Genomic DNA, 12404 nt, shown 5'->3' with positions numbered 1-12404 from the left:
GGCCTCGGATCTGTCCAAGACTGAGCGAAGGAGCTCATCATGAGCGACGGAAAGAAAAAGCTTTCCTTCTTGACGGTCATTTCGACCATCATCTGCGTCGTCTTCGTTTGCGAGGCCGCCGCTCCTGCTGCTGCCATTGGCAACCAGCAGTTCTTCTGGTGGATCTTCCTGATCCTGACCTTCCTGCTTCCCTACGGCATGGTCGTCGCCGAGCTCGGCACCACCTATGACGGCGAGGGCGGCATTTACGACTGGGTACGCGATGGCCTGGGCGACAAATGGGGCGCCCGCATCTCGTACTACTACTGGGTCAACTACCCGCTGTGGATTGCCTCGCTGGCTACCATGTTCCCCGACATTTTGGGCATGGTCTTTGGCGTCGAGTTCAACTTGATCGCCAAGATGGGTATCGATCTTGCCTTTGTGTGGATCGTCTACCTCATGGGCCGCTCCAAGGCGGCCGACTCCGAGTGGGTTCTTAACGGTGGCGCCATCATCAAGGTCGCCGTCGCCGTTATCGTCGGCGCTCTGGGCATCTGGTATGCCATGGAGAATGGCTTTGCGAACGACATGTCCGCCGCCACGTTCCTGCCCGAGCTGACCAACACCAACGCCCTCGGCTACCTGTCGATCATCATCTTTAACTTTATGGGCTTCGAGGTCATCTGTACCATGACCGACGACATGGCGGACCCCGCTCACGATATCCCCAAGGCTATCATCGTCGGTGGCCTGTCCATCGCCGTGATCTACCTGTTCGCTGGTTTTGGTATCGGCGCTGCTGTGCCGGCCGATTCCATCGACCCCGACTACGGCATGATCGTTGCAGTTCAGACCATGGTGGGCGACTCCATGATCTTTAAGGTCATCTGCATCGCCTTCCTGATCACCCTGTTCGCCAACATGGCTGCTTGGTCCTTCGGCGTTAACTCCGTTGCTCGCTATGCTGCTGAGCACGGCAACATGCCCAAGGTCTTTGCTTCGATGATCTCTGATGACGACATGCCCAACGGTGCCAACCTGGTCAACGCCATCGTTGCCTCTCTGGTGCTGTGCCTGCAGCTGGTTCCTATCGACGCCATCTCCAACGGCGTTTTCTGGATGCTCTTCGGCACCTCCGTCGTCTTCCTGCTGCTCACCTATATCCCCATGTTCCCGGCGTTCCTCAACCTTCGTAAGAACGACCCGAACCGTGAGCGCATCTTCACGTTCCCGTTTAAGGGCGCCATGATGAAGGTCATGCTGGCCATCCCTTGCATCGAGCTGATCCTGGCCATCGTTGCAACGCTGGTGCCGCTCTCTGCCGCTGAAATTGGCGACAAGCTCCCGATGATCGTTATCTTCATCGTGCTTGTGCTCATTGGCGAGGTCGTCCGCGTCGTCAGCGCTAAGGGTCGCGAGACCGAGTATATGGGTCTCACCCCCGAGCTGGCTGCTCAGCGTCTCGCTGAGGAGGCCGCCGAGGCCGAAGAGGACTAGAGCACCCGAATTCGGGGCTCCAACCCTCCTCGCGTACCAACGTGCGCTTCGTCGGGCTTGTCGCTCCCGACTCCGGGCACTCTAGCCTCTTCGGAGGCGTGCCCAAGCGACAGGTTTGCTAACCATTCCCCGGGGTGGGTGTGAGCGATAGCTCCGGTAACCACCGCCCACCCCAATCTCTCTTCCGTATCCTTCGTGCGTTTTGTCTCCGCGCACTTGGTTACGTCGTCGCTTGCCGGTGCGACTCCGTGAAAACCGGCGCCGGGCGCCCCGACCTTTGCCGGGGAACGGGCGCCTACCATCTCTTGGTTTTAGGCTGCGGGTAACCCGCCCGCAGCAAGCGATCGTTCGATTTGGAGGAAATCTTATGCGTACGATCACCGAGTCCGAGTCCACCCCCAAGGCCGACGGCTTCTTTATGCCCGCTGAGTTCGCCCCGCAGGATCGCGTGTGGATGGGTTGGCCCCACCGCACCGATACCTGGGCCCACGGTGCCAAGCCGGCTCAGAAGCAGTATGCCGCCATCGCCCGCGCCATCGCCGAGTTCACCCCGGTTACCATGTGCGCCAACCAGGTTGACTATGCCAACTGCAAGGCCGTCTTCGAGGAGGACGAGAACGTCACCGTTATCGAGATGACCACCGACGACGCTTGGTTCCGCGACACTGCCGCCACCTACGTCATCAACGGCAAGGGCGAGAAGCGTGCCAACCACTGGCACTTCAACGCCTATGGCGGTCTCGTCGATGGCCTCTATTTCCCGTGGGACAAGGACGAGCAGATCGCCCTTAAGATGGCTGAGCTCTCCGGCTGCCGTCGCTATCGTCCCGATGACATGATTCTCGAGGGCGGCTCCATCACCGTCGACGGCGAGGGCACCCTTGTCGTGACCGACCAGTGCCTGCTTTCCCCGGGCCGCACCTGCTCTGCGGTTCTGGAGGAGGAAGAGGATCCCGAGTCCATCTGGCCCAAGTTCCACAAGAAGTTTGAGCCCTGGAGCGAGGAGCTTCGCGCCTATATGGACGAGCACCTCAAGGATTACCTGGGCGTCGAGAAGGTCATCTGGGTCAAGGAGGGCATCGACCCCGAGGAGACCAACGGTCATATCGACGACGTTGCCACGTTCATCGCTCCGGGCGTCATGGCCTGCATCTGGACCGACGATCCCGAGTATCCGTTCTACGAGCAGTGCCACGCTGCCTACGAGACCCTCTCCAACGCCGTTGACGCCAAGGGCCGCAAGATGAAGGTCTACAAGCTCTGCATGCCCGTGAACCCGCTGTTCATGGACCAGGCTTCCTGCGACACCATCGACGCCGACGAGAACGCCGAGCCGCGCGTTCCCGACGAGCCGCTGATCGCCTCCTACATGAACTACCTGGTCACCAACCACGGCGTTATCGTCCCGCAGTACGGCGACGAGAACGACCAGCTGGCCGTTGACACGCTCCAGAAGATCTATGACGAGGTCTGGGGCGAGGGCGTCTACAAGTGCGTCGGCGTTCAGTCCGAGCAGGTCGTCTTCGGCGGCGGCAATATCCACTGCATCACTCAGCAGGAGCCGTCCGCTTAATCGTCTGACTTTCCGAGGCACCCCATCTCGCCGCTCAAACCGTCGCTCGCGTACCAAAGTACGCTTCGCTCCTCTTTCGCGGCGACCTGGGGCACCTCGAAAACCCAGCCGATCAATCGGACAATCGGCGAATCGAACCATCTTGGGGCATTGATGGTCGGCTTGCCCGATGTCTTGGTCGGTTGGGTTTTTCTTTGGGCACTCCGTTGCCTCCACTTCGGAGTGCCCTTTTCTTTGATTGAGTACGCGTCTGGCCTGGGATTTTTTGCGGGTTAGGCCAATTGTTCGCTTGAATTTCCCAGGTCAGACGCGTCTTCAATTGCCGAAAGTTATCGGTCGTGAACGCGGCCGTTTTGATCGGAGTATCTATGTACCAGCGTATCGTTATCTACACGCGCCTGTTCCGCGAGCGTTGGTCCAACAAATGCATCCTCTCCTCTCTCTGGGATGGCACCTGCACCGGTGACGCGGCCTGCAACCCTACCTTGGGCTGCGCCTTCGGTACAGATGCCATCCTTTTTGCTGTAGGGGGCGCGCGCCATGGCAGGTAAAAAGTTCTCCCTGATCGAGGTCATCCTTTCGGTTATCTGCGTCGTGTTTACCATCGAGGCGGCGGCTCCGGCATCTGCCATGGGTAACGTACAGTTCTTCTGGTGGATTTTCCTTATCATTACGTTTTTGCTTCCCTATGGTCTGGTGGTGGCCGAGCTGGGTACGGCGTTTGATTCCGAGGGCGGCCTGTACGATTGGGTTCGCTTGGGCCTGGGCGACCGTTGGGGCGCCCGTTGCTCTTGGTGCTACTGGGTTAACTTTCCGCTGTGGGTGGCAAGTATCGCCTGCATGTTCCCCAGTGTCATTAATGCGGTGTGGGGTATCGAGTTTTCACTCGGGATCCGAATCGCCATCGAGATTGTCTTTGTGTGGGGCGTCACGGTCATGGCAATGCAGCCGGTGGCCGAGGCAGATTGGGTCATGGACGGCGGCGCCGTCATCAAGGTGCTCATTACCGCTGTGGTGGGAATCGTCGGCATTTGGTTTGCCTGCAATAACGGCTTTGCCAACGATATGTCGTTTAAGACCTTCATTCCAGATCTGGGCGACACCAATTCGTTGACGTACCTATCGATTATCCTGTTCAACTTTATGGGCTTCGAAGTGGTCGCGACCTTTGCCAGCACGATGAAGAACCCGTCGCGTGATATCCCCAAGGCGGTTATTGCCGGTGGCGTGGCCATTGCGGCGATCTACATCATCTGTGGCATTGGCATTGGAGCCGCGGTTCCCACCGAGCAGCTTTCACTCGATTCGGGCATTGTGGACGCAGTCGCCGCTATGGTGGGGCGCACCCACCCGCTGACGATGGTCGTGGGCGTGGCCTTTTTGGTGACGTTGTTCGCCAATATGATCTGCTGGAGCTTTGGCGTCAACAACGTAGCGAGCTATGCCGCGCGCCATGGCAACATGCCGCGTCCCTTTGCGTTGGTGTCCAAAAAGACCGGCATGCCCAACGGCTCGGCGCTCATTAACGGCTGTTTTGCCAGCCTGGTGCTGCTGCTCCAGATTCCGCTGGGTGAGGGTTCCGACGTCTTTTGGGTCTTCTTCTCGATGAACGTCGTCTTTCTGCTCATGAGCTATATCCCCATGTTCCCAGCGTTTTGGCGTCTGCGCAAGCACGATAATCGCTCGCGTGTGTTCCGTGCGCCTTTCGAGGGCAAGGTGCTCGCGGTGGCGCTTGCGATTCCCGTGGTGGAGCTCGTGCTTTCGATTGTTGCTACGATTGTGCCGCTCAACAGCTCACCTGCCGAGATGGCAAAGTTGCCGATTCTCGCGGGCGTAGTGATTGGCCTGTTATTGGGCGAGGTTTCGCGCCTCATATCGCGCCGCGGCCGAAGCGTCGACAATCCCGGCGTTGGTGCACGGGGGTCAGGTTACTTTGCACCAAAACAGTAAGCGCCGCGAGTTGCGCAGCGCTTGGTGCATCTTGGATTACTGTTCGCGGTGCTCGGGATCGGAAACGAGCTTAGGCGCAAAGAAGGGGACGTGGCCCAGATAGGGGCAGCTGTCCGAACGCTCTTCGACGACACAGGGGACGTCATTGTAGGTAAGTGAGTCGCACAGGTGGACGATGGCCTTGGCGGCAGGGGCAACGAGTATTTTGAGCGGTGCGATAGGCGCCATGGCATCTCCTTTCATCGGTGAGACACAGCTTGTTTATCTAAACGATACAGTACGTTTAATCGGTGAGTCTAATCTTGCGGCAAAGAATCTGTCAACATCCTCACGGCATCTAGACAGGGGAGGCGGGCATGAGTTTCGCGTTCTATATCTACACCACGATTATCATGGGTGTGGCTCTGGTGACCAGTGCCGTGGCATTGGTGGTTTGGCTCATGACGCACCGTCGCGACAGCCTAGTGGCCGCGGCGGGCTTTTTGCTCTACATGCTCGATATGTCGGTCATCTTTTTTGACGAGTACACTCGGCTCAAATATGACTACGCCGTTACCTTTAGCGAGCCGCTGCAGCACCCCTTGCTGCGCTGCGTGCTCGGTATTGCCATCTATGCTTGCATTGTGCTGTGGATGTTTGCACGCTTGCGCAAAAGGCCGACGTCGCGCATGCTCGGGCTCGCTATCGTGCCGTTTTCAATCTTGCAATTGCTGCTGGTGCCTCGCAGCGGCGCTGCCGGAGAGATGCAGCAGTATCTCTTTTGGCTCACGCGTGACCTGGGCAATGTAGGATGTCTTGCCTATGCCGCCTGGCATTACCGGTGCAGAGCCACTCGTGTTGAGAAGCTGGACCTCGACCGCTCAAAGCTCTTTTGGAAGGTGGCACTCGTTCTTGCGTTTTGCGTAATCGCCGAGGACACCTACATGATCTTGTTCTGCCACCCCGACTTTCAAAACCCCGTCATCAGCCTCTTTTTGTGGTATCTGTCCGAGCGCAATATCTCCGAAAACGTGCTGCTCGTGGTATGCGCGGCTCAGCTTTTTTGCCAGTTTAGCCATATCCTGCGTGTGTATGCCCGTCATCCGCGTGCCGATGAGGACGTGGCGGCCGAGAGCGCAAGCTCTGAGGACGACCTCGCATCGCGTGTGGTGATTTATGCCGACGCCCATAAGCTGTCACGGCGCGAGCAGGAAGTGCTCACACTGGTGCTGAAGGGCAACGACGCCCAAAACATCGCCAGCGAGTTGGTCATCAGCCCTGGCACGGTCAAGGCACACTTGCATCGCATCTACGTTAAAAGCGGTGTCTCCAACCGAGATGACCTCATAGATACCTTTTGGCGTTCCTAGCCCTATTCTTCCTTGCATGCGGGTCTTGCCGTGTGGGCGGGCACGCCGTTGGGCGTAATGACGCGGTAATAATCTCAGACAATAAACCTGCAGGTAAAGCGTGTAAACCTGCTTAAACTGACCGTTTGCGGTCCCTGGCCTTGGCATGGATTTGCCCCTGTGTATCAATGGGTGTAGCGCGAAGCCGCGGACGTGGGACAGACGTCCGAGCACGGCTTGTAGGCACGCGCCGATGCGGGAGCGCTACGCTCCCAACCGAGTGCCCACGCGGGCGGTGCGTCCGCGTTGCAACCAAAGATGCCTGAGGAGGCTCACATGGACAAGGCTGATGTAGTTATCAAGAGCAACGCCGTTTTTACCGGCGATGGGCTCGAGCCGTTTAAGGGCGGCGTTGCCGTGCGGGGCGATAAAATCGTTGCCTGCGGTGACGATGCCCACCTGGCACCGTTTATCGGTCCCGATACCGAGGTGCGCGACTTTGGCGACCAGCTCGTCATGCCCGGCCTGATTGACTCGCACACGCATTTTGCCCAGGGCGCGTTCATGACCGACCCCGATTTTGCCGTCAACCTCATCGACTGCACCAGTTTTGAGATGGCGATGGAACGTGTCGTGGCGTTTGCGGCCGACCATCCCGATAACGAGTGGATCCTGGGCTGCCAGATTATCCAGTTCCAGTGGGATGTCCCCGAGATGCCCACAGCCGCGATGATCGATGAGTACATCTCGGATCGCCCGGTCTTTCTGCAGCAGGTTGACCTGCATACCTTTAGTGCCAATACCTGCGCCATCAACAAGGTGGGAGTAACTTCGCAGACGCCCGATCCCGCAGGCGGCAAGATCCTTAAGGATGCCGAGGGCAATCTGACGGGCGTGTTTTCCAACAACGCCGGCGTCTTCTTTATGGACGAGGTCTACGACCCAGCGCCCGAGGTTGTTGACGCGTCGTTTGCAAAAACCGCCCGGCGCGCCAATGCCCTGGGAATCACTACGGTCGGCATGGTCAATCCTACGTTTGTGAGCATGGAAAACCCGTATGCGGTGTTGGCAGGTCTTAATGCCAAGGGCGACTTGCCACTGCGCGTGTTCCTGTACACCGATCTGTTCGAAAACGAGTCCTTAACGCTCGAGCAGATCAAGGAGAAATACGCCTTCTCGGGTACGCAGGTCGAGTGGCACGGCTTTAAGCAGTTTCTTGATGGCGTGTGCTCCGACCACACCGCTTGGATGCTTGAACCCTATTCCAACGCGCCCGATACCTGCGGTGAGCCCGCGGAGGATCCAGAGCGCATCCGTGCCGCCATTGTCAGGGCGCAGGAATGGGGCGTTGACACGCGCGTCCATGCAATCGGCGATCGCTCGGTGCGTTTTGTGCTCGATTGCTTTGAGGAGGGCGAGCGCTTGCATGGCAAGCGGGATTGTCGCCACTCCATGGAGCACAACGAGACGGTTCAACCCGAGGATATGCCGCGTTATGCCGAGCTCGGCGTCTGCCCCGGCATGCAGCCGTGGCACATGCTGCTCGATATGGCTGACCTTGCCAAGGACGAAGCCGTGGGTCCCGAGCGTGCCGCGCTTTCGTGGCCCCTGCATAGCCTGCTTGCCAGCGGAGCCGTGGTGCACCTGGGCAGTGACTTCCCCGTTGTGGGCTTGGAGCCCATGGAGGAGGTGTACGGCGCGGTCTTCCGCATGCTCGAGGACGGTTCCAACCCTGAGGGCTGGTTCCCCCAGGAGCGCATTACCATGGCCGAGGCTCTGCGCGCCTACACCTATGGCAGCGCCTACGCCATGCATGCCGAGGACCGCATCGGCACGCTCGCGTGCGGCAAACAGGCAGATATCTGCGTGCTCGACCGCAATCTCTTTGATTGCGAGCCGGCCGAGGTGCTCGAGGCTACCGCAGCCCTCACGATGATCGCCGGCAAGGTGGTCTTTGAGGCATAGCGCCATCGTTTGATTGGGCGGCTTGGTGCCAGTTGTCAGTCGCCTGACATCCATTCAGCACTACTCTCTCAAGGAAAGGGGAGAACAATGGCAGAAGAAGTAACCGCTGCCGTGGAGGAGGAGCGCGAGCTCGCCTCCCAACCGATTCCCGGTCTGGTGCGTAAGTACACCATCGTCACCGGCCAGGGCATGCTCGCCCAGATCATCATGGTGGTCCTTGAGGGCCTCGTGATGGGTTGGGGCCTAGGTGCCCACGGCCTGGCCTGTGTCTCGATCATTATGTCGGTCGAGTACATCAACCTGGCCTTTGGCAACCTGTTTGGCACCGGCGTGCCCGCCGTGGTGGGCAACCTTTTGGGTGCCGGCGACATCAAGGGCGCAAGCAAGGCTTTTAGCCAGGGCTTTTGGCTTACCACGATCGTGAGTGTGCTGCTTGCTGTGGTGATGGCAGTGTTTACCGAGCCCATCTGCGCATTCTTTGGCGCCACGCCCGACATCATGGCCGATACCGTTGCCGGCGTGCGCACCTTCGCCGTGCTACTGCCGCTCACGGTCATTGGCCAGATGATCACCGCTGTGATGCGTGTGGACGAGAAGGTTCAGATCCAGGCCAACCTCATGACCGTTTCGGCCATCGTCGCCATCTGTTGGCTCGCGCTTTCCACGTTTGTGCTCAAGTTTGGCGTTATGGGCGCCGGCGTGTACTACGGGCTTTCCATCGGTATCTGGGCCATCGGTATCTTCTGGTTCATCGGGGGCAAAAAGTCCCAGCTCCAGATTAGCCTGGCCGACCTTAAGCTCGACCTCGCCATCTGCGGCCAGATCTTCAAGATCGGCTTCCCGTTCTTCCTGGTCCAGGGTGCGACCTTTATCTTTAATACCGTTGCCAACTCGCTTTTGGGTTCGCTCGGCGGCGACATGGGCTCGCTCTACATCGCAGCCTTTGGCGTGATCAACGGCTACATCCTCTACATTACCATGATGGTTGCCCAGTGCTTCTCCTACGGTCTGCAGCCCATCGCTGCCTTCAACGCCGGCGCAAAGGCTTGGGCACGCCTTAAGGAGACGCTCTCCTGCACGCTTAAGTACCAGGTTGTGACGCTGGCTGCGGTGTCTGCTGTGCTATGGGTGGCCGCAACGCCGGTCTGCGCCTTTTTTGCTGGTAGCGACCCGGAGCTCGTCGAGGTTGCCGCCACCGCCACGCGTATCGTTATCCTGGCCGTGGCCCTGGGCTATCTTGCCATGACCATGTCGATGTACTTCCAGGCGGTTGAGAAGGTGGGTATCGCCACGTTCACCGGTCTGCTTCGCTACGTGATCTGCTCCGTGCCGCTTATGTACCTGCTTGGCAACATGATGGGCGTTCAGGGTGTCTGGTTTGCCTTGGTGGCGGCTGACGCCATCACTGGTCTTATCTCCATCGCCCTCGCCGTCCGCGAATCTAAGCGACTTGCCACGCTCTAGACTCGGACACGGCCGGCGCGCGATAGTCGAATAAGTCAACTCGTCTGCAAGCCACCACAATGGGGACAGTTCCCATTGTGGTGGTTATTGTTATTTAGGGTCCGAGATTTCGGTTCTATAAATAACGCTTCTGAACTGGGCTACTATAAGATTGTGGAAAACACTACTACAAGATTATGGTAATTACCGAGGACCTTTTATTAGATTTCATCCCTTTAGGGCCTCAGGTTTTTCTGCAAACAAAGGCTGCATGTTGATATCCGCTTGGCCGATAACAGTTGGTCAACATCATCTGTTATCGGCCAAGTCATTTACAACTGGCTCGTCCGCCGTTTGTAAACCAAAGTGGATCCATGCCGTCCCGAGGGGGAGTGCACTACGGCTGCAGCAGCGCCATGAGACCCATGCGGTTTTTGACGCCGAGTTTGCGGTAGATGGCGTTGACGTGCTTTTTGACGGTCGACTCGGAGATATAGAGCTCAACAGCTATCTCGTGGTTGGTCTTGCCGGTGAGCATGAACTTGAGGACCTCGCCTTCGCGGGGGAGCAGAGCGGCCTTGATGGCAAGCACGCTGGCGGGGCTTTCATCTGCGCCCTCGGCATACCCGTGTGGGAGTAGCTGATGCAGGCGCACGCTCAGGTGCCGGGCAATCTGGCGGAGGATCTCGAGCTCCGAATCGGTAAAGTCGCCGTCTTGCTCGGCGCGGAACAGCGTAATCGAGCCGAGCGGCGTGGCCTTGTGCGCCAGTGTGGCCGTGCAGCCATAATAAATTCCCAGGGGCTGCATCCATTCCAGGTAGATGGGCGTGCCATTGCGGCGCTCGACATCCACCAGGTCCAGATCGCGATATACATCGACCACCCGCTTGTCAAAGCTCCAAATGGTGTAGTCATACGCGGCGTAGCGTTCGTAATAATCATCAAGCGCCTGTGCGGACATTCCGTATGCGACGGGGCGAACAAATTGCGTTTGTCCGTGAGCCCCCGTCTGGGCGATATCGAACATCGAGACACGGTGCGCAATCACGTCTGCGATGCGTTTGAGTAGGCCTTCCTGCAGTGCGCTGAGCGACCCCTGCTCATGTGTCCACAGCGCGCATTCGTTGAGAGCGGTCCAATCTTGAGCAAAGAGCTCAACGTTCTGGTTATCTGCGTTGTTCGCATGTGTCATGGGGAGTCCTTTCGTGCCATCTAGCCAGTATGGCATGCGTGCCGGTCCACTAGAACTTTAGGTCAGTGAACGGTCGACTTTTGGCTGCCGAATGGGTACCCAAGGTCCATTGAGACGCCGTTGTCGCCGCAGCACAATGGGGGTGTCATCAAACAGGTTCGACCCAAAGTGAGGAGCCAACATGAAGACCATTTACGAGAGCGAATCAACGCCCAAAAAAGACGGTTTCTATATGCCCGGCGAGTATGAGGAGCAGGAGCGTACCTGGATTCTGTGGCCGCACCGCTCCGACGTGTGGCGCTGCGGCGCCAAGCCGGCGCAGAAGGTCTTCGCTGAGATCATCAAGACCGTTGCACGTTTTCAGCCCATCACTGTGGGCGTCAACACCGAAGACTTCCCCGCGGTGTGTGAGATCTTCGACGGCGTTGAGAACGTGCGCGTTATCCACATGGAGTACAACGACAGCTGGATTCGCGACCCCGGCCCGGCGTTCCTCGTTAATGACAATGGTGAGGTTGCTCTTTCGCACTTCCACTTTAATGCTTACGGCGGTTTCACTGACGGCCTGTATTTCCCGTGGGACGAGGACGCTTCCATTGGCCTGCAGGTGGCACAGCTCGAGCAGGTTAACCGCTATCGTCCCGAGGATTATATCCTCGAGGGCGGCTCGTTCAACTGTGATGGTCAAGGCACCGTCGTGACCACCGAGATGTGTCTGCTCAACGAGGACCGCAACCCGCAGTACACCAAGGAGCAGATTGAGGAGAAGCTCTCTGAGTATCTCGGTATCGAGAAGGTTATCTGGATCAAGGACGGTATCGATCCGTACGAAACGAACGGCCACGTGGACGACGTCGCATGCTTTAGTGCGCCCGGCGAGGTCTGCTGCATGTGGACCGACGATCCCAACCATAAGTTCTACAAGGAGTGCCAAGAGGCGTATAAGACGCTTTCCGAGACGACGGATGCTCGTGGCCGCAAGCTCAAGATCCACAAGGTGATTATGCCTGCGACCTCGGTATATATGACCGAGGAGGAGGCATCGACCATCGATCCGGTCGAGGGTGTGCTGCCGCGTACTCCCGAGGACGCCTTTGAGCCCAGCTACCTCAACTTCTTGCCCATCAACGGGGCGGTGCTGGTGCCACAGTTTGGCGACCCCAACGATGCCCAGGCACTCAAGGATATCCAAGCCGCCTATCCGGATCGCGAGGTCATCGGCATCATGACGCGCGAGGTCATCTATGGTGGCGGCAACATCCACTGCATCACCCAACAGCAGCCCAAGGCGCGCTGCAAGTAGAGGCGGTTGCAGGCACACGGGGTAGTGTCGATATGACTTGGGGCCCGCTGGCGCACACGCTGGCGGGCCCTTTTGCGTGCGGCGGGCAGCGTTGCACGCGGGCACTCGGGTCTAAGCGAGGGTACCAGGGGCCTTGCTTATCGTCGATAGTTGGTCTAGAATCGTCGATAG

At 58.4% G+C, this 12404-nt stretch carries 10 protein-coding genes; 8 read left to right on the top strand and 2 right to left on the bottom strand.

Annotated features, from left to right (window positions below):
* The first annotated feature begins 39 nt into the window (after nucleotides 1-39).
* The 4 genes from DW925_RS05085 (at nucleotide 40) to DW925_RS05065 (ending at nucleotide 5002) form a co-directional block, all read left to right on the top strand.
* Nucleotides 40-1479 (top strand): APC family permease, encoded by a 1440-nt coding sequence (locus DW925_RS05085; RefSeq protein ID WP_117790525.1) that lies wholly within the window; start codon nucleotides 40-42, stop codon nucleotides 1477-1479.
* A 367-nt stretch (nucleotides 1480-1846) separates the two neighbouring features.
* Nucleotides 1847-3052, top strand: a complete 1206-nt coding sequence (locus tag DW925_RS05075) for an agmatine deiminase family protein (protein WP_089572369.1) — start codon at nucleotides 1847-1849, stop codon at nucleotides 3050-3052.
* Between the two features lie 368 nt (nucleotides 3053-3420).
* Nucleotides 3421-3603, top strand: a complete 183-nt coding sequence (locus tag DW925_RS05070; protein WP_117637033.1) for a hypothetical protein — start codon at nucleotides 3421-3423, stop codon at nucleotides 3601-3603.
* Nucleotides 3593-5002 (top strand): APC family permease, encoded by a 1410-nt coding sequence (locus DW925_RS05065; RefSeq protein WP_117654946.1) that lies wholly within the window; start codon nucleotides 3593-3595, stop codon nucleotides 5000-5002. The genes DW925_RS05070 and DW925_RS05065 overlap by 11 nt, the downstream gene beginning before the upstream one ends.
* Nucleotides 5003-5038: 36 nt before the next feature.
* Here the strand turns inward: DW925_RS05065 and DW925_RS05060 are convergent, their stop codons facing one another.
* A complete protein-coding gene (locus DW925_RS05060; RefSeq protein ID WP_117640166.1) occupies nucleotides 5039-5230 on the bottom strand; it encodes a hypothetical protein in 192 nt (63 codons plus the stop codon).
* Nucleotides 5231-5358: 128 nt separating this feature from the next.
* Here DW925_RS05060 and DW925_RS05055 point away from each other — a divergent pair, with 128 nt between their 5' ends.
* The 3 genes from DW925_RS05055 (at nucleotide 5359) to DW925_RS05045 (ending at nucleotide 9759) form a co-directional block, all read left to right on the top strand.
* Nucleotides 5359-6351 (top strand): helix-turn-helix transcriptional regulator, encoded by a 993-nt coding sequence (locus DW925_RS05055; protein ID WP_117654947.1) that lies wholly within the window; start codon nucleotides 5359-5361, stop codon nucleotides 6349-6351.
* Between the two features lie 315 nt (nucleotides 6352-6666).
* Nucleotides 6667-8295, top strand: a complete 1629-nt coding sequence (locus tag DW925_RS05050) for an amidohydrolase (protein WP_158565745.1) — start codon at nucleotides 6667-6669, stop codon at nucleotides 8293-8295.
* 87 nt (nucleotides 8296-8382) lie between these two features.
* Nucleotides 8383-9759, top strand: coding sequence for an MATE family efflux transporter (locus DW925_RS05045; protein WP_117790522.1), 1377 nt, complete (start codon nucleotides 8383-8385; stop codon nucleotides 9757-9759).
* A gap of 376 nt (nucleotides 9760-10135) precedes the next feature.
* Here the strand turns inward: DW925_RS05045 and DW925_RS10340 are convergent, their stop codons facing one another.
* On the bottom strand, nucleotides 10136-10930 hold the full coding sequence (locus DW925_RS10340) for a LuxR family transcriptional regulator (RefSeq protein WP_304999748.1): 795 nt from the start codon (nucleotides 10928-10930) through the stop codon (nucleotides 10136-10138).
* A 181-nt stretch (nucleotides 10931-11111) separates the two neighbouring features.
* On the opposite strand from DW925_RS10340, the gene aguA reads away from it, so the two are divergent.
* Nucleotides 11112-12233 (top strand): agmatine deiminase, encoded by a 1122-nt coding sequence (gene aguA, locus DW925_RS05035; RefSeq protein ID WP_117790520.1) that lies wholly within the window; start codon nucleotides 11112-11114, stop codon nucleotides 12231-12233.
* Nucleotides 12234-12404 lie beyond the last annotated feature (171 nt).

Source organism: Collinsella sp. AM43-1 (assembly GCF_003467925.1).
In the GTDB taxonomy this organism is placed as follows: Bacteria; Actinomycetota; Coriobacteriia; order Coriobacteriales; family Coriobacteriaceae; genus Collinsella.
This window is presented reverse-complemented; position numbering and strand designations above follow the sequence as displayed.

Bases quoted from the DNA above. Each gene is read 5' to 3' on its own strand.
- DW925_RS05075 (WP_089572369.1), top strand. From the start codon at position 1,847: ATGCGTACGATCACCGAGTCCGAGTCCACCCCCAAGGCCGACGGCTTC.
- DW925_RS05045 (WP_117790522.1), top strand. From the start codon at position 8,383: ATGGCAGAAGAAGTAACCGCTGCCGTGGAGGAGGAGCGCGAGCTCGCC.
- DW925_RS05050 (WP_158565745.1), top strand. From the start codon at position 6,667: ATGGACAAGGCTGATGTAGTTATCAAGAGCAACGCCGTTTTTACCGGC.
- DW925_RS05055 (WP_117654947.1), top strand. From the start codon at position 5,359: ATGAGTTTCGCGTTCTATATCTACACCACGATTATCATGGGTGTGGCT.
- DW925_RS05065 (WP_117654946.1), top strand. From the start codon at position 3,593: ATGGCAGGTAAAAAGTTCTCCCTGATCGAGGTCATCCTTTCGGTTATC.
- DW925_RS05060 (WP_117640166.1), bottom strand. From the start codon at position 5,230: ATGGCGCCTATCGCACCGCTCAAAATACTCGTTGCCCCTGCCGCCAAG.
- DW925_RS10340 (WP_304999748.1), bottom strand. From the start codon at position 10,930: ATGACACATGCGAACAACGCAGATAACCAGAACGTTGAGCTCTTTGCT.
- DW925_RS05070 (WP_117637033.1), top strand. From the start codon at position 3,421: ATGTACCAGCGTATCGTTATCTACACGCGCCTGTTCCGCGAGCGTTGG.
- aguA (WP_117790520.1), top strand. From the start codon at position 11,112: ATGAAGACCATTTACGAGAGCGAATCAACGCCCAAAAAAGACGGTTTC.
- DW925_RS05085 (WP_117790525.1), top strand. From the start codon at position 40: ATGAGCGACGGAAAGAAAAAGCTTTCCTTCTTGACGGTCATTTCGACC.